This is a genomic window from Micromonospora sp. NPDC051227 (genome assembly GCF_044455385.1).
GTDB lineage: Bacteria > Actinomycetota > Actinomycetes > Mycobacteriales > Micromonosporaceae > Micromonospora.
This window is the reverse complement of record NZ_JBITET010000003.1, coordinates 295,918-316,818: the sequence shown is the minus strand read 5'-3', so window position 1 is coordinate 316,818 and position 20,901 is coordinate 295,918. Positions and strand designations below refer to the sequence as shown.

At 71.1% G+C, this 20,901-nt stretch carries 23 protein-coding genes and 3 tRNA genes; 12 read left to right on the top strand and 14 right to left on the bottom strand.

Annotated elements, in window-relative coordinates; all coding sequences use genetic code 11:
* Positions 1 to 147: 147 nt before the first annotated feature.
* From purF to amcA, 4 genes are all read left to right on the top strand, one after another.
* Positions 148 to 1,686: an amidophosphoribosyltransferase gene (gene purF, locus ACIA47_RS09480; protein ID WP_203123406.1), complete on the top strand. Its 1,539-nt coding sequence runs from the start codon at positions 148 to 150 to the stop codon at positions 1,684 to 1,686.
* A 57-nt stretch (positions 1,687 to 1,743) separates the two neighbouring features.
* A complete protein-coding gene (purM, locus tag ACIA47_RS09475) occupies positions 1,744 to 2,898 on the top strand; it encodes a phosphoribosylformylglycinamidine cyclo-ligase (RefSeq protein WP_091396042.1) in 1,155 nt (384 codons plus the stop codon).
* A 130-nt stretch (positions 2,899 to 3,028) separates the two neighbouring features.
* A complete protein-coding gene (amcB, locus tag ACIA47_RS09470; protein ID WP_396707343.1) occupies positions 3,029 to 4,132 on the top strand; it encodes a cyclophane-forming radical SAM peptide maturase AmcB in 1,104 nt (367 codons plus the stop codon).
* Positions 4,101 to 4,328: a multiple cyclophane-containing RiPP AmcA gene (gene amcA / locus ACIA47_RS09465; RefSeq protein WP_124853502.1), complete on the top strand. Its 228-nt coding sequence runs from the start codon at positions 4,101 to 4,103 to the stop codon at positions 4,326 to 4,328. Before amcB ends, amcA begins: the two co-directional genes overlap by 32 nt.
* A gap of 135 nt (positions 4,329 to 4,463) precedes the next feature.
* Here amcA and ACIA47_RS09460 read toward each other — a convergent pair whose 3' ends face one another.
* Both ACIA47_RS09460 and ACIA47_RS09455 read right to left on the bottom strand, forming a co-directional pair.
* Positions 4,464 to 4,679 (bottom strand): DUF3073 domain-containing protein, encoded by a 216-nt coding sequence (locus ACIA47_RS09460; RefSeq protein WP_030332207.1) that lies wholly within the window; start codon positions 4,677 to 4,679, stop codon positions 4,464 to 4,466.
* 301 nt (positions 4,680 to 4,980) lie between these two features.
* Entirely contained in the window at positions 4,981 to 6,063 is a 1,083-nt protein-coding gene (locus ACIA47_RS09455; RefSeq protein ID WP_203123394.1) for a Glu/Leu/Phe/Val dehydrogenase, read from the bottom strand.
* 192 nt (positions 6,064 to 6,255) lie between these two features.
* On the opposite strand from ACIA47_RS09455, the gene ACIA47_RS09450 reads away from it, so the two are divergent.
* Complete coding sequence (locus tag ACIA47_RS09450) at positions 6,256 to 7,095, top strand: hypothetical protein (RefSeq protein WP_396707341.1); 840 nt, start codon at positions 6,256 to 6,258, stop codon at positions 7,093 to 7,095.
* Between the two features lie 250 nt (positions 7,096 to 7,345).
* Positions 7,346 to 7,555, top strand: a complete 210-nt coding sequence (locus tag ACIA47_RS09445; RefSeq protein WP_007073996.1) for a BldC family transcriptional regulator — start codon at positions 7,346 to 7,348, stop codon at positions 7,553 to 7,555.
* A gap of 70 nt (positions 7,556 to 7,625) precedes the next feature.
* On the opposite strand, the gene ACIA47_RS09440 is transcribed toward ACIA47_RS09445, so the two are convergent.
* The gene (locus tag ACIA47_RS09440) at positions 7,626 to 8,015 is read right to left on the bottom strand and encodes a PPOX class F420-dependent oxidoreductase (RefSeq protein WP_396706813.1); all 390 of its coding nucleotides are present in this window, start codon (positions 8,013 to 8,015) and stop codon (positions 7,626 to 7,628) included.
* A gap of 54 nt (positions 8,016 to 8,069) precedes the next feature.
* Here ACIA47_RS09440 and ACIA47_RS09435 point away from each other — a divergent pair, with 54 nt between their 5' ends.
* Positions 8,070 to 8,849, top strand: coding sequence for a class I SAM-dependent methyltransferase (locus ACIA47_RS09435; protein ID WP_396706811.1), 780 nt, complete (start codon positions 8,070 to 8,072; stop codon positions 8,847 to 8,849).
* A 52-nt stretch (positions 8,850 to 8,901) separates the two neighbouring features.
* On the opposite strand, the gene ACIA47_RS09430 is transcribed toward ACIA47_RS09435, so the two are convergent.
* Complete coding sequence (locus ACIA47_RS09430; RefSeq protein WP_091396025.1) at positions 8,902 to 9,189, bottom strand: hypothetical protein; 288 nt, start codon at positions 9,187 to 9,189, stop codon at positions 8,902 to 8,904.
* 177 nt (positions 9,190 to 9,366) lie between these two features.
* On the opposite strand from ACIA47_RS09430, the gene ACIA47_RS09425 reads away from it, so the two are divergent.
* Positions 9,367 to 10,224, top strand: a complete 858-nt coding sequence (locus ACIA47_RS09425; protein ID WP_203123387.1) for a 3-hydroxyacyl-CoA dehydrogenase family protein — start codon at positions 9,367 to 9,369, stop codon at positions 10,222 to 10,224.
* Positions 10,221 to 10,964, top strand: coding sequence for an enoyl-CoA hydratase/isomerase family protein (locus ACIA47_RS09420; RefSeq protein WP_396706809.1), 744 nt, complete (start codon positions 10,221 to 10,223; stop codon positions 10,962 to 10,964). Before ACIA47_RS09425 ends, ACIA47_RS09420 begins: the two co-directional genes overlap by 4 nt.
* A 67-nt stretch (positions 10,965 to 11,031) precedes the next feature.
* Here ACIA47_RS09420 and ACIA47_RS09415 read toward each other — a convergent pair whose 3' ends face one another.
* Positions 11,032 to 12,375, bottom strand: a complete 1,344-nt coding sequence (locus ACIA47_RS09415; protein ID WP_396706807.1) for an ABC transporter substrate-binding protein — start codon at positions 12,373 to 12,375, stop codon at positions 11,032 to 11,034.
* 155 nt (positions 12,376 to 12,530) lie between these two features.
* Between ACIA47_RS09415 and ACIA47_RS09410 the strand changes: the two genes are divergently transcribed.
* Positions 12,531 to 12,920, top strand: a complete 390-nt coding sequence (locus ACIA47_RS09410; protein ID WP_396706805.1) for a hypothetical protein — start codon at positions 12,531 to 12,533, stop codon at positions 12,918 to 12,920.
* Between the two features lie 57 nt (positions 12,921 to 12,977).
* On the opposite strand, the gene ACIA47_RS09405 is transcribed toward ACIA47_RS09410, so the two are convergent.
* Positions 12,978 to 13,418 carry a hypothetical protein gene (locus ACIA47_RS09405; RefSeq protein ID WP_396706803.1) on the bottom strand — a complete coding sequence of 147 codons (441 nt, stop codon included), beginning with the start codon at positions 13,416 to 13,418 and terminating at the stop codon, positions 12,978 to 12,980.
* A 131-nt stretch (positions 13,419 to 13,549) separates the two neighbouring features.
* Here ACIA47_RS09405 and ACIA47_RS09400 point away from each other — a divergent pair, with 131 nt between their 5' ends.
* The gene (locus ACIA47_RS09400; protein ID WP_396706801.1) at positions 13,550 to 14,254 is read left to right on the top strand and encodes a DUF2786 domain-containing protein; all 705 of its coding nucleotides are present in this window, start codon (positions 13,550 to 13,552) and stop codon (positions 14,252 to 14,254) included.
* Positions 14,255 to 14,266: 12 nt separating this feature from the next.
* Here ACIA47_RS09400 and ACIA47_RS09395 read toward each other — a convergent pair whose 3' ends face one another.
* Positions 14,267 to 14,794: an SRPBCC family protein gene (locus tag ACIA47_RS09395; protein WP_396706799.1), complete on the bottom strand. Its 528-nt coding sequence runs from the start codon at positions 14,792 to 14,794 to the stop codon at positions 14,267 to 14,269.
* A gap of 165 nt (positions 14,795 to 14,959) precedes the next feature.
* Here ACIA47_RS09395 and ACIA47_RS09390 point away from each other — a divergent pair, with 165 nt between their 5' ends.
* Entirely contained in the window at positions 14,960 to 16,216 is a 1,257-nt protein-coding gene (locus ACIA47_RS09390) for a hypothetical protein (protein WP_396706797.1), read from the top strand.
* 252 nt (positions 16,217 to 16,468) lie between these two features.
* On the opposite strand, the gene ACIA47_RS09385 is transcribed toward ACIA47_RS09390, so the two are convergent.
* From ACIA47_RS09385 to crtI, 7 genes are all read right to left on the bottom strand, one after another.
* Positions 16,469 to 16,542, bottom strand: a tRNA-Phe gene (locus ACIA47_RS09385).
* Positions 16,543 to 16,641: 99 nt separating this feature from the next.
* A tRNA-Asp gene (locus ACIA47_RS09380) sits at positions 16,642 to 16,715 on the bottom strand.
* A 57-nt stretch (positions 16,716 to 16,772) separates the two neighbouring features.
* Positions 16,773 to 16,845, bottom strand: a tRNA-Glu gene (locus ACIA47_RS09375).
* 154 nt (positions 16,846 to 16,999) lie between these two features.
* Entirely contained in the window at positions 17,000 to 17,782 is a 783-nt protein-coding gene (locus tag ACIA47_RS09370) for a polysaccharide deacetylase family protein (RefSeq protein ID WP_203121975.1), read from the bottom strand.
* 75 nt (positions 17,783 to 17,857) lie between these two features.
* Positions 17,858 to 18,808, bottom strand: a complete 951-nt coding sequence (locus tag ACIA47_RS09365; RefSeq protein ID WP_203121977.1) for a MerR family transcriptional regulator — start codon at positions 18,806 to 18,808, stop codon at positions 17,858 to 17,860.
* Positions 18,798 to 19,418 (bottom strand): isopentenyl-diphosphate Delta-isomerase, encoded by a 621-nt coding sequence (idi, locus tag ACIA47_RS09360; protein ID WP_203121973.1) that lies wholly within the window; start codon positions 19,416 to 19,418, stop codon positions 18,798 to 18,800. Before idi ends, ACIA47_RS09365 begins: the two co-directional genes overlap by 11 nt.
* Complete coding sequence (gene crtI / locus ACIA47_RS09355) at positions 19,415 to 20,896, bottom strand: phytoene desaturase family protein (protein WP_396706794.1); 1,482 nt, start codon at positions 20,894 to 20,896, stop codon at positions 19,415 to 19,417. The genes idi and crtI overlap by 4 nt, the downstream gene beginning before the upstream one ends.
* Positions 20,897 to 20,901: the final 5 nt, after the last annotated feature.

The following is a 20,901-nucleotide window of genomic DNA, read 5'->3' as shown; positions in this document are numbered from 1 at the left end:
CGTGACGGTGGGCATGGGAATCGTGACTTTCTGTATTGACGTCGATTCGCGTACACTGTCAGGCGACGACAGTGGTCCCGGCAGAGGAGAGTGGATCCGCCCGTGATCCCCGCCCGGCCGGTCCAGACCAGCATGAGGGAGCGGTAGGTGCCCCGAGGCGACGGCCGGCTGAGCCACGACCTTGACCCCCAACGACCTGGCCCCCAGGATGCCTGCGGCGTCTTCGGCGTCTGGGCCCCCGGCGAAGAGGTTGCCAATCTGACCTACTTCGGCCTCTACGCCCTACAGCACCGCGGCCAGGAGGCGGCGGGCATCGCGGTGAGCGATGGCTCCGGCGTGGTGGTCTACAAGGACCTTGGCCTGGTGGCGCAGGTCTTCGACGAGCCCACCCTGGCGAGCCTGCGCGGTCACCTGGCGATCGGGCACGCCCGATACTCCACCACCGGCGCATCCAACTGGGAGAACGCCCAGCCGACGATCCGGTCTACCACGTCCGGCACGACCATCGCGCTGGCCCACAACGGCAATCTGGTCAACACGGCCGAGCTGGAGAAGGAGGTCGCCGAGCGCGGCCTCATCGCGGACGGTTCGACAAACGACACCTCCCTGGTGACGATGCTGCTCGCCAGCCGACCGGACCTGTCGGTCGAGGCGGCCGCGCTGGAGGTGCTGCCGCAGCTGCGCGGTGCGTTCAGCTTCGTCTTCATGGACGAGTCGACCCTCTACGCGGCCCGCGATCCGCACGGCGTCCGCCCGCTGGTGCTCGGCCGCCTGGAGCGCGGCTGGGTCGTGGCCAGCGAGACGGCCGCCCTGGACATCGTCGGCGCCAGCGTGGTGCGCGAGGTCGAGCCGGGCGAGCTGATCGCGATCGACGAGAACGGGCTGCGCTCCACCCGGTTCGCCGCGCCGGAGCCGAAGGGCTGCCTCTTCGAGTACGTCTACATCGCCCGCCCGGATGCCACGATCGCCGGGCGCAACGTCCACTCGGCGCGGGTGCAGATCGGCCGGCAGTTGGCCAAGGAGCACCCGGTCGAAGCCGACCTGGTGATCCCGGTGCCCGAGTCGGGCACTCCGGCCGCCATCGGGTACGCGGAGGCGTCCGGCATCACGTACGGCGCCGGCCTGATGAAGAACCCGTACGTGGGTCGCACCTTCATCCAGCCGTCGCAGACCCTGCGTCAGCTCGGCATCCGGCTCAAGCTCAACCCGCTGCGGGAAAATGTCCGCGGCAAGCGGTTGGTGGTCGTGGACGACTCGATCGTGCGCGGCAACACCCAGCGCGCCATCGTGCGGATGCTGCGTGAGGCAGGGGCGCTGGAGGTGCACGTCCGGATCTCCTCCCCGCCGGTCAGCTGGCCGTGCTTCTACGGCATCGACTTCGCCACCCGGGCGGAGCTGCTGGCCAACGGGTTGGACACCGACGGCATCCGGCGCTCCATCGGCGCCGACACGCTGGGCTTCGTTTCCCTTCCCGGCCTGATCGCCGCGACCGAGCAGCCGAAGACCAGGCTGTGTCGGGCGTGTTTCGATGGGGAGTACCCGATCGAGTTGCCAGCCGGCAACCTGATCGGCAAGCACGTGCTCGAAGGGGTGGGCCGACGCGTCGCCAACTCGGCGCCGGAGGCCCCGCACACCAACGGCTCGTCCGTCGCCACTCCGGGTGGCGTTACCGCAAACCGCCCGTAGCACCAACCGGCGCGGCCCGGCTACCGCCGGCGGCACCGAGAACCAAAGGGGAGAACCGTGACGCACGTGTCCGAGCGCAGCGGCGCAGGAAGCAGCCCGACCGGCGCCGGCGGCGACCGCCAGCCGTGGACGGGCGGTGCTGGCCGCCAGGCGCGCAAACGCTCGGTCTCGTACGCCGACGCCGGTGTCTCCATCGACGCGGGTGACCGCGCGGTGGAGCTGCTCAAGTCGAAGGTGCGGCAGACCCGCCGTCCCGAGGTGCTCGGTGACCTCGGTGGCTTCGCCGGCCTGTTCCGGCTGGACACGAAGAAGTACAAGAGCCCGATCCTGGCGTCCTCGACCGACGGGGTGGGCACCAAGCTGGTGATCGCCCAGCAGATGGACATTCATGACACGGTCGGCATCGACCTGGTCGCCATGGTCGTCGACGACCTGGTGGCCTGCGGCGCCGAGCCGCTGTTCCTGCTCGACTACATCGCCACCGGCGAGGTCGTGCCGGACAAGGTCGCCGAGATCGGCGCGGGCATCGCCGACGGCTGCCGCTACGCCGGCTGCGCGCTGCTGGGCGGGGAGACTGCCGAGCACCCCGGCGTGCTGCGTCCGGACGAGTACGACATCTCCGCGACCGGCGTGGGCGTGGTCGAGGAAGCCGACATTCTGAGCCCCGACCGGGTCGAGGTGGGCGACGTGGTGATCGCCATGCGCTCCTCCGGCCTGCACTCCAACGGGTACTCGCTGGTCCGGCACGTGCTGCTGGGCGCGGCCCGGATGCGTCTGGACATCGTGATCGACGACTTCGGTCGGCAGCGGACCCTCGGCGAGGAGCTGCTCACGCCGACCAAGATCTACGCCAAGGACTGCCTCAAGCTGATCGCCGAGGCCGAGGTGCGGGCGTTGTCCCACATCACCGGTGGCGGCATCCCCGGCAACCTGGTCCGGGTGCTGCCCGAGCACGTCGACGCGGTGGTCAACCGGTCCACCTGGAAGCCGCAGCCGATCTTCGACCTGATCCAGACGAAGGGTCGGATCGACGACCACGACATGGAGTCGACCTTCAACATGGGCGTCGGCATGTTCGCGATCGTCTCGGCCGAGGACGCCGACCGGGCGCTGGCCACCCTGACCGGCCGTGGCGTCGAGGCGTGGCAGGCCGGCGAGATCATCGAGGGCACCGGCAACGTGCAGATGGTCGGTCAGCACACCCGAGGATGATCACTTTCTGGTGATCGTACGGGCACCTGATCAGGGCTTCACCCGAGTGGCCAATGCCGCCTAGCCTGAAGGGCACCCTCAGGCTAGGCGGAGGAGGGCGATGGCTGCTCGGGGACAGTCGTTCAGCGGGATGCGCGGTCTGGCCGCCGTCCCGTCGTACGTCGTGATGCAGCCCAGCACCCTCTGCAACCTCGACTGCGCGTACTGCTATCTGCCGTTTCGCGCCGCCGACCGCCGGATGCCGGTGGGGGTGGCCGAGGCGGTCGCGGCTGCGGTCAATTCCTGGGCGGCGAACGGTCGGTTCTCCGTGGTGTGGCATGGCGGCGAGCCTCTGGCCGCCGGTCGAGAGCACCTGGCCGATCTCATCGCCCCGTTCGGGCCAGAGGTCGAGCACCATGTGCAGACCAACGCCACCCTCATCGACGACGACTGGTGCGATTTTTTCGCCCGGCACGAGATGCGGGTGAGCGTGAGCGTCGACGGGCCCCGGGCGCGCAACGGCGACCGGGTCAACCGGGGCGGTCAGCCGGCGTACGACCGGATCCTGCACGGGATCTCGGTGCTGCGCCGGCGCGGTCTGCCCTTCTCCGCGCTGGCCGTGGTGTCCCGGCCCGAACCGGGGCTCGCCACCGAGTTGTACGACTACTTCCTCGAGCTGGGCTGCGACGTGCTGGGCATCAACATCGAGGAGACCGAGGGCGTCAACACCCGCGACAACCGCCACGACCCGGCGGCGGTGTCCGCGTTCTGGGCGGAGTTGGTCGGGGCGTGGCGCCGGGAGCCGCGGATCCACCTCCGCGAGATCGAGTGGTCGTTGCGCTACGCCGCCGCGGTGCTCGACAACTCGGCGGACGGGGTGCTGCCCCGCCACCTGGACCCGATCCCGACGATCGGTCACGACGGCTCGGTGATCGTGCTCTCCCCGGAGCTGGCCGGCTTCACCGACCCCCGCTACGGCGACTTCAGCAGCGGCAACGTGCTGACCACCCCGTTGGCGCAGATCCTCGGCAACGCGGCGACGACGCCGTGGGTCAAGGAGTTCCTGGCCGGGGTGGAGGCGTGTCGGGCGTCCTGCCCGTACTTCGGCTTCTGCGGTGGTGGCCATGCCGCCAACCGTTACTTCGAACTGGGGCGTTTTGACGGTACGGAGACCGAGCACTGCCGCAACAGCAAGATCCGCCTATTGGAGGGAGTGTTGGAGCATGCCCGAGACCACCAGTCACCGGCGGCCTGAGCGCGAAGCGGACGACGGAGTCACCGAACGGGTGCGGGACGCGGCTCCCGCGCTCGTCGCACTGCTCCAGGAGGCCGAGGACGCGCGGCGGCTGCGTTCGGAGGTGTCGGGCGGAGAGGGCTCCAGCGCGGTCTGCGCCTGGAACCACTTCGAGAACATCCCGACGTTCTACAACTGGAACAATCGCCCGCGCTGAGGAAGCCGTTGTCAGGGGCCTGTCGAGCGGCCGGAGTGATCCGGTCGGGCCAGGCCCCTGATCGTCGGCGACTGCACCCGCACGGGACGCGCGTGAGCACGCGGGGGTTACCGCGTGCTCAGCTGCGTCGAGAGGTCAGCGGGTCGGACGGACCCAGGGATCCGGATCGTCGTCCGCGTGATCCTCATCATCGTCGTCGACGAACTCTTTAGAGTCGTCGTCGAAGTGGTGCTCAGACTTACCAGCACCCGCCAGTTCGCGCTGCAAAGCGGTGAGGTCGGTGTTCGGGGAGTGGTACTTCAACTCCCGCGCCACCTTAGTCTGCTTGGCCTTAGCACGGCCGCGCCCCATGGCTCGACCCCCTCGCACAGAATGCGGGGCAGCCCGAAGGCGGGCCCCGATGACGTCAGGCATCTCTCGTGGCTCTTACGGTACATGGGGATGCCATCGTTCGGCACCTCGGGTTACCGTCAGCCGGCTCTGCGCGTCGCGTCGATCCGGCCGTCACCCAGTGTACCGGGTAAGGAGCGGAACGGTTAGCACCCGTGACACCGGACAAACCGCATCAAACTTGACCCCGGCTCAGCTTACCCAGCGACGCCCGGCACGGGGGCCCGGAGGCGGATCTCGTCGATCCGCCTCCGGGAAACGCTCAGCGCAGGTGGATCGCGCGCAGCCGGCCGACGTCCGCCATCCGCCGCTCCGCCAGCCGGTCGGCGGCCACCGCCGGCGGCACGCCCTCCGCGTCGGCCAGGTGCAGGATCTCGCGGGTGGTGTCGTAGATCCGGGTCGCCCGCAGCTTCGCCCGGTCGAAGTTGAAGCCCTCGATCTCGTCGGCCACCTGGATCACGCCGCCCGCGTTGACCACGTAGTCCGGGGTGTAGAGGATGCCCCGGTCGGCCAGCAGCTTCTCGATGCCCGGGTGGGCGAGCTGATTGTTCGCCGCCCCGGTGACCACCTTGGCGCGCAACGCCGGCACGGTGTCGTCGTTCAGGGCGCCGCCCAGCGCGCACGGCGCGTACACGTCGATGTCCGCGGCGACCAGCGCGCTGGCGTCGTCGACGAGGGTGACCTGCGGGTGGTTGCTGCGCACCCACGCCAGCGCCTTCGGGTTGACGTCGGTGGCGACCACCTCGGCGCCATCCTCCAGCAGGTGCCCGGTGAGGTACTTGCCGACCTTGCCCAGCCCGGCCACGCCGATCCGCCGGCCGCGCAGGCTCGGGGTGCCCCAGACGTGCTCGGCCGCGGCCCGCATGCCCTGGAAGACACCCCAGGCGGTGAGGATCGACGAGTCCCCGGCGCCGCCGTGCTCCACGCTGCGCCCGGTCACGTAGCGGGTCTCCCGGGCCACGACGTCCATGTCCGCGACGTACGTGCCGACGTCACAGGCGGTGTAGTAGCGGCCGCCCAGCGACTCCACGAAGCGGCCGTACGCGCGCAGCAGCGCCTCGCTCTTGATCTGCTCCGGGTCGCCCCAGATGACGGCCTTGCCGCCGCCCAGGTCCAGCCCGGCGAGCGCGTTCTTGTACGCCATCCCACGGGACAGGTCCAGCACGTCGGCGAGGGCGTCGTCCTCGCTCGCGTACGGGTAGAAGCGGGTGCCGCCGAGCGCCGGGCCCAGCGCGGTGGAGTAGATCCCGATGATCGCCTTCAGGCCGCTCTGCTTGTCCTGGCAGAACACGACCTGTTCGTGACCGGTCGATATCGGGTCGTCGGTGCTCGCGAAAACGCCCATGGTTGGCTCCTACTGTGGTGTGCGTCCTTGTGGGACGCGGACCTGGTGGACCCGGCGGGGATGCTGCCGGTGTGATCGAGCCTAGTATCGGCCGCCGGACGGGCGCTCGACGCGCCGCCGCCGTCCCACGGTGCGGCGCGCGTGCTCCGGCCGCTGACCGCGTACGGGCGTGGTTCGTGGGAGGATCGCGCGGTGCCGTCGCTCTTCGCTTCTTACCTGCGCGTGTACGAACCGCTGGCCGCCTTCGATCGAGACCGGCAGAGCTACTGGCGCCGCTATGTCTCGGAGGGGCGCGCGATAGCCCCGGTCGAGGGGCCCGGTCGGCAGCGGACGGCGGTGATCGAGGCGCTGGGTGCTGGCTGGACCCGGCTGCCGGACCTGCCGGAGGAGGCGTACGTCCTGGAGACGGACGACGGCCTGCTGGTCTGCCCGTGGAACCTGCGCATCCGGGTCGCTGAGGCGGCGCTCAGCGCCCGGGACGGGGTGCCCTCGGTGCTCGCCGACGCCTTCGTGCCGCCGGTGCTCGCCGGGCAGGCCAGGGCGGTGGTGGACGACTGGCGCAGTGGCGCCCGGGTGCTGGAGCACGGGGTGCCCCGGGTGCACGAGCAGATCGCCACCTGGGGCGTACCCCTGCGGTGGTTCGTGCTCTTCGACCCGGCGGAGCGGGACCTGGTCACCCAGCCGGGCCGGCGGGCGTTGCGCTACCGCACCGAGATCTCCAAGGCTCGACGCCGCTCGTCGCGGGCGCTGTCGGTGCTGCGCAAGTCGGTGGGCGAGGCGCCGATCACCGAGGCGGTGGAGGAGGCGGCCCGCTGGCTGGAGGAGTTCCATCCGCGGGCCGTGGTCGAGCTGGACTACGGCGGTCTGGTCGACCTGCTCTCCGACGAGACGCTCGCCGCGGACGACTCGCCCGAGCTGGTTGCCGGCGGCCTCGCGGGGCTGTCGCGCGGTGAGGCCGAGGAGGCGTCGGCCGCCTACGACAAGTTGGTCGCGCGGTGGCGCGCGGTGCAGCTGTTGGAGCGGTGCAACTAGGGCATATCACCCTAGGAGCGCTCCCAAGGTGAGTTGTGCTCGTAGTTGACGCATCACGAACCGTGATCATGAGTCCGAATAAGGTACTTTCTGCCATGTAAAAGTCGTAAAAATCGGGCATGGTTCATCCGTCCGTCTAGGGACCTTCATCCGTTCGGCCCATGTCGGACATCGGGGACTAGCCGGACCATGGGAGACGCGTCGGCCGGCGGGACCCCGGCCGATGTCTATACATGTGGAGGAGTGACCGATGGCATCGCGAACGCACGAACCAGAGCCGCTACTCACGCCGGCCGAGGTGGCGTCGATGTTCCGGGTCGACCCGAAGACGGTGACCCGATGGGCCAAGGCTGGCAAGCTCAGTGCCATCCGCACCCTGGGTGGCCACCGTCGGTACCGTGAGTCGGAGGTCAGGGCGCTGCTGCAGGGCCAGATCCCGCAGCAGCGGCAGGGCGACTGAGCAGGCAACAGTTCTTCGTCAGGGGCGGTGGATCTCGATCCGCCGCCCCTTTCATATGCCCGGCCGCGGGTCAGCGCCGTCGCTCGGCCAACGTCACCCGGATGCCGACCGTGCCGCCCTCGCCACGACGCAACCGGCTGCCCAGCAGGCTCAGTCGACCGATCAGGCGGTACTTGTGCTTGAGCAGGTCGCGGACCCGACCGGTGTCACCGCTCCCGTAGATCGTCGCGTGAGCTTGCACCTCCGCCCCGTGTGGTCGACCCCGCACGTCGCACGGTGCGACGGTCACCTCGCCGTTGCGGCGGATCCGCTTCACCTTGCCCGAGTCGGCCCGCGTCCAGACCGCCAACGCCTCCCCGTCGCGTACCGCCCAGACCGGGGTCGGCACCGCCCGACCGTCCTTGCGGAAGGTCGTGAGCAGGATGTATTTCTCGGCCGACAGCCGGTCCAGCATGGTCACGCCGCCAGGATACGGCCGGCGCGGGCCACTGAGTGGCCGGATAGCGTGAACGTCGTGACGGTTGAGCCTCTAATCGGTGACGTGATCGGCGAACTGCTGCGAGACACGCTCGCCGTGGCCACCGGGGTAGGCCCCCGACCCCTGGTCGGTGGTCGACTGCCGCGACCGGTCATCGAGATCATCGAACGGGACGACGGTCTGATCAACGGCGCCCCGTCCGCGCACTACCTGGACGGGCCGGCGGAGTGGCAGCCGTACGACCACCGCGCGGTGGACCGGGCGCACGGCGAGACGCTGGACATCGGCACCGGAGCCGGCCGGATCGCGCTGCTGCTCCAGGAGCGCGGCGTACCGGTCACCGGGCTGGACACCTCCGCGGGCGCGCTGGAGGTGAGCCGGCGTCGCGGCGTCCGGCGGCTGGTGCACGGCACCGTCGACACGCACGTCGCCGACGGGTCGCGGTACGACACGTTCCTGCTGCTCGGCAACAACCTCGGGCTGTTCGAGGGGCGGGAGCGCGCTCCCGAGTTGCTGGCCGCGCTCGCCGCGCTGGCCCGACCGGGGGCGCAGATCATCGCGCAGGGCACCGACCCGTACGGCACCCGCGACCCGCTGCACACCGGCTACCACGAACGCAACCGTCGGCGCGGCCGGCTCGGTGGCCAGCTACGGCTGAGGCTGCGCTACCGCGAGTTGAGCACCGAATGGTTCGACTACCTGGTCTGCTCGGCGGACGAGTTCGCCAGCCTGATCCACGGCACCGGTTGGCGGCTCACCGATGTGGACGACCGCGACGCCCCCTACTACCTGGCCACCCTGCGCCTCGGCGACTGAGCAGGACGGCCCCCGCTCTCCGCCCGGCGGAGAGCGGGGGCCGTCGTACGTCTCAGACCTGGACGGTCGGGGGGAGCTGCTCGGGCGGAAGGCCGCCGTCGCCGTCGACCACCTCGTCCGGTTGGCCGTCCTCGTCGATGTCGACCATGGTGATGTCCACCTTGCCGTCACCGTCGGTGTCGAACTGGAACAGGTCCGCCTTGCCGTCGCCGTCGGTGTCCACCACCCACACGTCGGTCTTGCCGTCGTTGTTGGTGTCGGCGCGCAGCAGTTCGACCCGCTCGTCGCCTCGGGTCTCCACGATCTCCCCGTCGGTGACGCTCTCCGGTGCCTGGCTCATGTCGATGCGGTCCTTCCCTCGGTTGACGGGCCGTCATTACCCGATCCGGCTGTCCCCCAAGCATGGGCCGGGCCGTCGCGCTGTCTACTGTCGCACCATGAGCGAGCGGAGCGGGCGGGACACCCGGGCCGGTGCAGCGGGGACCCCGCGCGTCGGCGGGCGGGACAGGGAGGCGTGATGAGCGATCGTTTCGTGGTCGTCGGTGCCGGCACGATGGGGCTTGGCATCGCGTACGTGGCGGCCGGTGCCGGGCACGCCGTCGAGTTGGTCGAGGTGGACCCCGAGCGGGGTGCGGCCGCCCTGAACCGGCTCGCCGAGCTGTGGGAGCGGGCGGTGCAGCGCGGGAAGCTGAGCGCCGACGAAGCCGCCACGAACCGGCAGCGGGTGACGCTGCGCCCGACCCTCGCCGAGGTCGCGCCCGCCCCCCAGGTGATCGTGGAGGCGGTGCCGGAGCGCCTCGAGGAGAAGCGTGCGGTGCTCCGGGACGCCGTCGCGCTGCGCCCGGCACTGCTGGGCAGCAACACCTCCAGCATCGCCATCGGGGCGCTGGCCGCCGAGCTGGACGCGCCCGAGCGCTTCCTCGGCCTGCACTTCTTCAACCCGGTCTGGGCGATGGCGCTGCTGGAGATCGTGGTCGGCCCGGCCACCGCCGAGGAGACCACCGCCGCCGCCGTCGCGCTCGCCGGCCGGCTCGGCAAGGACCCCGTCGTCGTACGCGACATGCCCGGCTTCGCCACCTCACGGCTCGGGGTCACCCTCGGGCTGGAGGCGATCCGGATGGTCGCCGACGAGGTGGCCAGCCCGGCGGACATCGACAAGGCCATGGTGCTCGGCTACCGGCACCCGATCGGGCCGTTGGAACTCACCGACCTGGTCGGCCTCGACGTGCGGCTGGACATCGCCCGCACCCTCCAGGCCGCGTACGGGGACCGCTTCGCGCCGCCCCCGCTGCTGGTGGAGATGGTGGCCGCGGGGCGGCTGGGTAAGAAATCCGGGCAGGGCTTCTACCGCTGGGAAGGCGGTGTCAAGCAGTGAGCGGGTTGCGGATCGAGGAGCGGCCGGACCGGCTGGTGGTCACCCTGGACCGGCCGGAGAAGCGCAACGCCATCGACGCTGACCTGATCGCCGAGCTGCACCAGGTCTGCGCCGAGTTGGAGGCGCGCCCGCGCCTGCTGCTGCTCACCGGCGGCGCGTCGGGCATCTTCGCCGGTGGCGCCGACATCGGCCAGCTGCGCGAACGGGGTCGCACGGACGCCCTCGCCGCGATCAACTCGGCCGCCTTCGCCCGCATCCGGGCGCTGCCGATGCCGACCGTGGCGGCCGTCGACGGCCCGGCGTTGGGCGGTGGCGCGGAGCTGGCGTACGCCTGCGATCTGCGGGTGTGCACGGCGCGGGCGGTCTTCGGTCAGCCGGAGGTGCGGTTGGGCATCCTGGCCGGCGCCGGCGCGACCCACCGACTGCCCGCGTTGATCGGCGAGGGCCGGGCCAAGGAGCTACTCTTCACCGGCCGGCGGGTGGACGCCACCGAGGCGCTGCGGATCGGCCTGGTGAACCGGGTGGTGGACGAGCCCGGCGAGCTGCTGACGGTGGCGCACGCGTTGCTGGACGAGATCGCCCTGGGCTCACCGTTGGCGGTGCGGCTGACCAAGCTGGCGGTGGACGCGCCCGCCGCCGCGCACCCGCATCTCGACCTGGTCAGCCAGGCGGTGCTCTTCGAGGACGACGAGAAGCACCGCCGGATGACCGAGTTCCTGGAACGCCGCCGGCCGCGCTGATCCCGCGTACCAGAAACGGCCGCACCGGCGGGAAGCCGGTGCGGCCGTCGTGGGCCTCGGGTCCTGCTTATTGCCGGATCTGCACCCCGGCGTCGGCCAGGCCGCGGATCACCTGGGCGGACTCACCGAAACCGATGATCAGTACGGCGTCCGCGCCGAACGCCTTGATCTCCTTCGCGCCGCCGCTGAAGTCGACCGGCGGTGCCTTCGCGTCGGCCGGCGGCTCGTACGTCATCAGCTTGAGCCGGTCGTTGGCGATACCGGCCTTCTCCAGCTCGTCGCGGACCGTGCCCTGAAGGCCCTCACCGTAGGAGTCCTTGCGGGCGACGATGACGATCTTCTGTGACCCGTCGCGGAGGATCACGTCGGCCAGCGCTCGGCCCTGGAGACTGTCCGGCGGGGCGGTGCGGAAGTAGAGGCCCTTGTCCTCCACGTCGGTCAGGCTGCTGTCGGTGTTGGACGGGGAGAAGAGAATCTTCCCGGCCTGCACCACGTCCGGCAGTACCTCTCGGGAGATGCCCGAACCGCCGGCGCCGATGATCACGCTGACGCCGTCGGTGACATGCTTGGCCACCGTCGCCTTGGCCACCGTCGGGCTGGTGCCGTCGTCGCCGTCCAGCCACGTCACCGGCTTGCCCAGCGCGCCGCCAGCGGCGTTGATCTCCCTGATCGCCAGCGCCGCGCCGGCGGCCATCGGCGGGTAGGCGATCGCGAGGTCACCGGTCTTCGGCAGCAGACCGCCGAGGATCAGCGGTTCCTGGTCGGAGTTCGAACCGGGGCGCTGCTTCTTCGGCTTCGGTGGCGTCTTGGTGCTCGCCGCCGACTCGATGCCCGCGCCGACGAACTCGGTCTTGCCGTCGTTGATCTGCTGCCCGTCGAAGGTCAGCGTGGCGTAGCTCGCGGTGGCCGGCTCACCCTTGTCGGTGAAGCCGGCCCGGGTCAGCGACACGCTGCGGTACTCGATGTCCTGCCCGTTGCGGGCCAGCGCGAGACAGCTGGCGGGGTCCTCGCAGCGCTGCCCGTCGTTTGTCACACCGACGATCTGCTTCGCGATGTCGGCGGGGTTGGTGTTGCCGGCCAACTGGGCGGCGAGTACGGCGATCACCACCGCGTCGTACGTCTCGGCGGAGTAGAGGTAGTCCGTCAGCGCCGGATTGACGGCTCGCAGTCGGCCCTTGAAGTCGTCTGGCAGCGGGGTGAGTGGCGTGGTGCCCTTCATCCCGTCGACGAGACTCGCCCGTTCCTTCAACTCCGCGGGATAGGAGTTGAGCATGTTGCCGTCCGTGCCGTAGAGGCGCACCTGTTGGGCGCTTGCCTCCTCGGGCTTGTCATCCCCGCAAGCGCTTGTGGCGAGCAGGATCGTCGCGCAGGCAGCCAGTGTGGCTACCCACGAGCGGCGTGATTCGAACATGGTCGTCCTTCCTCCGGCGAAGGTCCGCTGCGCACATTAGCGTGCCGAGGCCGGCGGCGGGACCGTGGAGGTGGCGTAATGCGCAGGTAGCTCGCATTGAACACGGACAGTGACGGTTGCGGGGAGGCTTGACCACCCGTCCTACTGTGCGCTGCGTGACCGACCTACCACAGCAGACGTTCGATGACGCGGCCGCCGTGCTCCGTTCGGCGCTCACCGGCGATGGAGACGCGGTGGTGGGAGCGTTCGACGCGGTCGTCGACCGGGCCGGCCTGGACGGCGCGTACGGCGTCGCGTGGTGCCTGGCCGCGACCATGCTCGGTGACGCGCCGACGGCCAGCGGGGCGGCGCTCGACTTTCCGGGAATCGATCAGGCCGGGTACGACACCCGCTGGGTGGCCCGCTTCGTCAGTGCGTACGCGAATCGGGACGAGCCGACCGGGGAGGCGCTGTTCGGCGCGGCGGCCGCCGACGGGCTGCTCCCCGACTGCCTGCTCACACTCGCCGGCTCGACGATCGCCACCCTGCGCAGCCGCGCCGGGTGACGCGCCGCCGGGTCGCGGCGTCCGTCGGGGGGCGGACGCCGCGACCGTGCGGGTCGGTCAGAACGCGTGGTACGCGATCAGCGGTTCGTACTCGTACCGCAGGTTCTCGAAGCGGACCCGGAAGTTGACGCCGTCCTTGACGTTGGTCGCCACCGTGATCCAGCCCGAGTTGGCCGGCAGGTAGGTCCAGTAGTTACAGGCGCTCGTCTTGTCGACGAAGATCACGCACGCTTCGGTGGCGTACACGCTCGCGTTGCGGACGTTGATGTCGCGACAGCGCGTCGTGGTGCGGTACTGGCCGGCGGAGCCGCCGTAGCGGCCGGTCTCGAAGTACGACCGGACCGCCCCGCCGTAACAGGTGGCGAGCGGGGCGAACGCGTTCGGCCCGGAACTGACCGGTGTGGTCGGTGATGTCGGCTCCGCCCGCGCTGGTGTGCCGGCGGAGAGTAGTGCGGTGGCCGTGGCGACGGCGAGCAGGCGAGCGGTCGGGGATGGCATTCGTTCGTCCCTCCGGAGACAGTTAACTGACCGTCCGTATAGGACTGATCATCTGACCGTGACGATGATACGTATCGATTGATTTCCCCGTGGCCCCGACGATGTCCGGTCCGTGTGGTAGCTCTGTAGGCATGTCCGAGGCCATGCTCAGCAAGGTGCGCAAGCTGCTGGCCCAGGCCGAGGACCCGGCCTGCACGCCGGCCGAGTCCGCCGCGTTCACCGCCAAGGCGACCGAGCTGATCGCCCGCTACGGCGTCGACAGGGCGCTGCTCGCCGCCCGGGACCCGACCACCGACCCGGTCGGCGATCGAGTGCTGGACGTCGTCGCCCCGTACGCCCGCGACAAGGTCGGCCTGCTCGCCGCGGTGGCCGAGCCGCTGCGCTGCCGCTGCGTACGCCGTCGGCAGGACAACGGCTTCGCCCTGCACCTCTTCGGCTTCGCCAGTGACCTGGAACGGGTCGACCTGCTCTTCACCTCACTGCTCGTGCAGGCGGCGCACGGCCTGGCCGCCACCGAGGTGCCCGCGGACGACCACCCCGCCGCCTTCCGCCGCTCCTGGCTGGCCGGCTTCGCGGAGGTGGTCGGAGGTCGACTCTGGGCGGCGGAGTCGGCGGCGGCCAGCGAGTCGGGCACCCCGTCGGTGGCGCTGGTGCTGGCCGACCGGTCCGACCGGGTGCAGCGCCGGCTCATTGAGGAGTACCCACGGCTGCGCACCGCACCGCCACGTCGGTTGGGCGGCACCGGCTTCGGTTCGGGGGCGGAGGCCGGCCAACGCGCGAACCTTGGCGGTCGGGACCTCGGCGGCGCCGCTGCCGGTCGGCGGCTCGGCCGGTGACCCGGTGGGTCGTCAGGCCGTCGTGCTGGGGCGGTGGCGCGACACCGTGGCGACGTAGCGGGTGAGCAGCTCGTGCCAACCGGCCGTGAGCGCCTTGCGGTAACCCTCGGCAGCCTCGCCGTGCCGGTCGAAGTGCCGGTGCTCCAGCTCGACCCGGGTGCGCTCCGGTCCCTCGGCTTGGAACAGCACCTCGACCTCGCTCGCGCGGGCCGGGTCCGGCACCGGCGCCCGGTCGGGGCCGATCTGCCAGACGAAGACCAGCCGGCGAGGCGGATCCCAGGTGAGCACACGGCCCCAGTCGGCGCGAAAACCGTACGGGCCGATCTCGTAGAGCATGCCGCCGCCCCGAGGCTCCATGCCCAGCTCGGCCAGCGCGTCCGGGCCGGACCAGGTGTATTCGGTGACCCACCAGTCGGTCAGCTCGTCGGTGAAGACCGTGAACGCGTGCTCGGCGGAGCCCGGGACGAGAAGGCTGCACCGGAGAGAGAACTGGCCGGCGTCCTGCCGGATGTCGGCCGGATCAGTCAATTCCTGTCCCATAGGCCCGGACCATACCGGCTGATGCCTCGGTGTGCAGCTTCACGCGGTGCCCGGTTCCAGACAGACGGTCGTCGAGTCGTCACGGACGGGATGGCCCGCCGGAAAGCGGGTAACCGCGCCCAACGGCTCGGACGACCGGGCCGGTGTGCAGGTGGGCGGGAGAGCATGAGCGAGAGCGGGCAGCAGCGGGAGCCGGACCGGAACGTCGACAGCGCGAACCCGGACGTCCTGCTCGACATTCCGAAGATCTCCGTCGACTCCATCCGACTGGCGGTCGACGGTCTCGAGGCCGATTTGTCGCTGCGGGCCCGGGTGGCCAACCTGCTCCAGGTCGACGCCGGCGTACGGGTGCACCTCAACGGCGGCGAGTTGAACATCGACGGGGTCAACGCCGAGGCGCAGCTGCGGGTGCGGCTGGAGCAGCTGACCAGAATCCTGGGCCGCGCGCTCGACACGCTCGACCACAACCCACACATCATCGAGGCGCTCGCGCGCACGGCCGGCACCGCCGTCGACGACGTGAACCGCAGCGCCCAGCAGTTGGCCGCGGGCGCAGCGGAGATCAAGGCGTCGAGTCGACGCTCGGACGACGTACGCGACGAGCCGGGCCAGCAGGTCGGCGCTGCCAGCCCGGTGGCCGACCGCGACCGACTGGGTTCCGACCGGCCGGGTCCGGGTCGGCCATCGGGTTCTGGCCGGCCGGGTCCCGATCAGCTCGGCCCTGGTCGTCTGGGTTCTGATCGGCCGGATGCGGGTGGGTCGGATGCGGGTGGGTCCGGGGCGGGGCCGGTCGGCTCGGGACCGGGTGCCGGCGGCCCTGGGCCGCGAGCCGGCGGCCCAGGGCCGGCCGATCAGGCGCATACGCAGGGCCAGCATCCGGAGGGCCAGCAGCCGCGGGGCCAGCAGCCGCAGGGTCGGCGTCCGGAGGATCCGCACGGGCAGGGTCAGCATCCTCAGGGCCAGCGTCCTGAGGGGCCGCATGCGCAGGGCCAGCATCCTCAGGGACGGCAGCCAGATGGACGGCGGCCGGAGGGCCGTGAGCCGGAGGGCGGCGCGCCAGGTGGCAACCGCCCGGAAGGCCGGCGGCCCGAGGGGTCACGTCACGCCGCTGGAGAGCGGCCCGAAGGCTCGGGTGACGGAGAGCGCTCGGCGGCGGGCCGGGATCAGCAGCGCCCCGAGGGATCGGCGGGGCCGGCGGCCGGGGAGACCGGCAACAAGTCCGGCCAGTCGGCTGCGTCCGGTCCGAGCCCGTCCGGGGATGGCGGCGGTGGTCTGCCGGGCGCTGCGCAGACCGCGGCGCAGAGCGCAGCCCAGTTCGCCGAGCAGGCGGGGGAGACGCTGCGAGAGGCCGGACGTAGCGTGTGGGAGGCAATCCAGGGCAGTGTGGCCCAGCATCGCCCGCAAGGTCGCCGCGACCACTGACGCCGCGGTCGTGCGTCGCGTCCGCCGCGCGGTCGTGCGTCACGTCCGGCGTGCTGCCCCGATGCGGAGGCGACCCCGGGCATGATCGACTCGGTTTCCTTGAAGTCGCGGTATCGCGCCTGCTGGGACACCGCGACTTCAAGAAAGTCGTGTTGATCACGCAGGCTGGCCGGGTCGAAAGCGACCGCCAAAGCAAGATCCCCACCTGCGTTTCCGCTGGTGGGGACCTCTGTAGCCCGGCGAAAGGCTATGTGGCCAGGGGCGGGGTCGAACCGCCGACCTTCCGATTTTCAGTCGGACGCTCGTACCAACTGAGCTACCTGGCCGTGTCGCTCGGCTCATGTTACCCGGCAACCGGACGAACCGGCGGCAAGGCGACCTGCTCCGATACGCAGAACGCCGCGCGGGGCGCGGCGTCGGCGCTGCGGTCCTGACGGGACTTGAACCCGCGACCTCCGCCTTGACAGGGCGGCGAGCACTCCAACTGCTCCACAGGACCTAGCTTGTGTTGCTCCGGCTTGCGCCGGCCTTACCTTGCTCCGGCTTGCGCCGGTCGTGCCCCCAACGGGATTCGAACCCGTGCTACCGCCTTGAAAGGGCGGCGTCCTGGGCCGCTAGACGATGAGGGCGGCCCCGCCATCATTGCACATTCGCAACTTCAAGCGGACTTGCTCCCATCCGGCCCCGCCGGAGGCTTCGAAAGCATACGTGATGCTCCGTCGGTCGACAAAATCGGTATCGGCAAGGGCTTGGGACGGGTCATAACCGCAGGTCAGAGCGGTTCTAGCGGAGTCGGGTGATGCCGAAGCGCTTCTTCAGGTCGGCGATCAACTTCGGGCATGCGGCGAGTGTCGCGGACCGATTACCGCCCCCGTCGTGCAGAAGCACGATCCCACCGGGCCGCGTGGCGGCGTGGACTCGCTTGCCGATAGTGGCTGCGGTCGGCTTGTCCCAGTCCTGCGGGTCGACGGACCAGTGCAGCGGACGCATGCCGAGGTCCTTGGCCACCCCGAGCACCTCCGACGTCCACCGGCCGCCGGGCTGCCGGTAGAACGACACCTTCGCCCCGGGAGCGGCCTTGTGGATGGCCTTGTTGGTGCGGTCCAGGTCGGCCCGGATCTCGCCGACAGGTCGACGGGCAAGATCGAGGTCGTGACGCCAGCTGTGGTTGCAGAGCTGGTGTCCCTCCCGGACGATCCGCCGGACCAACTCCGGGTGACGCTGCACCTCGCGACCGACGACGCAGAAGGTCGCCGTCACCTTGGCAGCCTTCAGCTGGTCGAGCACCTTGGGTGTCCAGGCCGGGCTGGGCCCGTCGTCGAACGTCAGGGCCACCGGGCGTACCCCGGTGTTGCGTCCCAGACCGGAGGGGAGCTTGGCCGGCAGCGGGCGCAGTGGCGGCTTGGCCGGTTTGGTGACACTGGGGTGCGGTGTCGGGGTGGGCGGCGTGGTCGATTCCACCGGCCGTGGAGCGCCGGCGGGTGCGATGGTGCGCTCCGGCTGCGCACAGCCGGAAAGGACCAGCGCCACGGCGAGGACGGACGCCATGATGGCGCGGGCTTGCATCTGCTCGCTCCCGGAGGGTCGGGGTAGGCGGACCCGCCCGACGGTAGTTCACGCCGCGATCCGGCGACAGTGCGTTCAATCACGCTTCGACTGGCCCAGGGAGTCGCGGACGGCGGCGGAGAGCGAGACCGCCTCGGCCAGGTCGACCGGCCGCACCACCCCGGCGGGCAGCGTGTCGGCTCGCCAGCCGGGGCCGGCGGCGAGTACCAGCAACGGGCGTCGGGGCGCGGCGAGCAGCGCGCTGAGTTGGGTCGGGTCGGCGGTGGCCCGGGTGTGCGACCAGAGCACCACGGCGGCCGGTCCGGTCCGGTTGACCGCCTCGACGAGAGCGGCCACCGGCACCCGGGCGCCGAGCATCCGGTAGCTGACCCCGGCCTCCGCGAGCGCCGCGGCCAACGCCTCCAGCGGCAGGGTGTGCTGTTCCTCGTCGGCGCAGGAGAGCAGGATCCGGGCGGGCCCGGTGGGCACGTTGGCCCGACTGGCCGCCGCGAGCGCCTCCGAGACGCAGCGGGACATCAGGTGTTCCACCTCGATCAGGCCGGCGGTGGCGGCGTGCCGTTCGCCGATGCCGGCGAGCACCGGGCGCAGCAGACCCTCCCAGGTGGCGACGACCCCGCTGGCGGCCAGGGCGTGCGCGATCGTCTCGCTGATCGCCGCCGCGTCCAGTCGTATGGCGGCCCGGGCCAAGCCACGGGCCGCTGGGCCGGCACGACCGACCGGGATGGAGCCCCCACCGTCACGGCCGGTCGGGTGGATCCGGGCGGGGGCGACGGTGCCGCTGCCGTTGGGCATCGGCTCCGGTGCCTGGCGGGCCCAGCGGGCCGCCTCGGCGGGGCTCACCCCCTCGGCGGTGAGCCGTCGCATGATCTCGAGACGGGCCAGATCGCTGGGTGTGTACCGGCGGTGGTGACCGGGGATGTGTTCGCTGGGCCCGAGCCCGTAGCGCTGGTGCCAGGTGCGGAGGGTCGTCACCGCGACCCCCAACCGACGTGCGACAGCGCCCGCGCTCAGCGCCTCATCGACCACCCGACCGCTCCGCCGTGTCATCCGCCAACGATCCGGGCGGCGTCATGGCCGGGCCGGTTGCGCCCGACCGGGACTCCGCGGGGCGTAGCAGCCGGTTCACCACCCCGCCCAGCCAGGGCGCGTACGACCGGGGGTCGCGCTTCAACTCGGCCTCCAGCGCGGCGGGGTCGGCCCACCGCAGCTCGGCCACCTCGTCCGGGTCGGGCAGTAGCGGAGCGCCGGGCAGGAACTCGCCTCGCAGTACGTGGTCGTACTCGAACTCGATTCGACCGGTCGCCGGGTCCTCGGCGTAGTAGACGTAGATGCCGACCTCGGTCAGCTCGACCGGGCCCGCGCCCAACTCCTCGCTCAGCCGTCGGTTGGCCGCCTCGGCGAGCGACTCTCCAGGCTGGGGGTGGCCGCAGCAGGAGTTGGCCCAGCGCAGCGGGAACCGGGTCTTGACGGCGGCCCGGCGCTGGAGCAGCACCTGGCCGTCCGGGTCCACCAGCAACACAGAGAAGGCCCGGTGCAGCTGCCCCGGTGGTTGGTGCGCCGCCGCGACGGTCGTCTCGCCGTGGGCCTTTCCGGTCTCGTCGACGAGCTCGACGAGGTGCTTCTCACGACTGCTCATCGGCCTTCCCCGGTGATCCGGCCGGCGGCGAGCTTGCCGGAGATGAGCACCATCGGTACGCCGACGCCGGGTTGGGTCCCGGACCCGACGAAGACCACGTTCGACAGGTCGCGGTGCAGGTTGGACGGGCGGAACGGCCCGGTCTGGAAGAGGGTGTGCGCGGCCGCGAACGGGGTGCCGGCGGCCATCCCCTGCTCCTCCCACTCGGCGGGGGTGATCGCCTGGAGCACCTCAACCCCGGCGCCGAAGCCGACGTAGCCGCGCTCCTCCAGGGTGCCGATCAGCTGGTCGGTGTAGCGCTGGGTCAGGTCGCCGCGCCACTCGAAGGGCGCCCGGTGCAGGTTGGGCACCGGGGCGAGCACGTAGTAGGTGTGTCGGTCCGGCGGGGCCACCGCGGGGTCGGTCCGGCTCGGGTTGGTCACCAGCAGCGACGGATCGGTCATCAGCTCACCCCGTCGGATGACCTCATCGAAGGTGCCCTTCCACGCGCGTCCGAAATGGATGTTGTGATGGGCGATCTTCGCATAGGCCTGTCGGGAGCCGACGTGCAGAACGACGCAGGACGGCGAGTAGGTGAGCCGGCGCTGCGGCGCGGCGGGGAGCAGGTCCCGGTAGGCGACCGGCAGGTCGGGGTTGAGCACCACCACGTCCGCCGGCACCAGGTCGCCGTCGGCGGTGAGCACGCCGGTGGCACGGCCGTTCACGGTCTCCACCCGGGTCACCGTGGTGTCGTACCGGATCTGCACGCCGTGCTTCTCGGCCGCGCCGGCCATCGCCCTGGAGACCGCGTGGATGCCGCCGCGCGGGAAGTAGACCCCGGCGACCGAGTCGAGGTACGCGATGACCGCGTAGATGGCCAGCGCGTCGTGTGGCGCGAGGCCGGCGTACATCGCCTGGAAGGAGAAGATCCGCTGGGTACGCGGGTCCCGGAAGAACTGGTTGATCTTCGTCTGGAGGCGCCGGAAGGCCCCGCCGCTGAGCAGCTTGAGTAGGTTGCCGGTGATCAGGTCGGTCGGCGCGTCCAGGTTGCGCTCGATGAAGTCGGTGCGCTCCAACCGCCACAGCTCTCGCGCGTACTCGACGAACCGCAGGTAGCCGTCGGCCTCCCGGGGACCGCAGACCCGGGAGATCTCGGCCGCCATCCGGGTGGTGTCGGTGAGCACGTCGAGGGTCGAGCCGTCCGGGTAGTACGCCCGGTAGGCGGGGTCGAGCGGGGTGAGGTCCAGCCAGTCGTGCAGCTCCTCGCCGACCGCGCCGAGCGCCTCGGCGATCAGGTCGGGCATGGTGAGCACGGTCGGGCCGGTGTCGAACTCGTAGCCGTCCACGCCGAGGCGTCCGGCTCGCCCGCCGGGCACCGGCTCGCGCTCCAGCACCGTCACCTGTCGACCGCTGCCGGCCAGGTGCAGTGCGCAGGCGAGCCCGCCCAGCCCGGCCCCGACGACCACCACCCGGTCCGTCCGTCCTGTCACCGTCCGCACGTGAC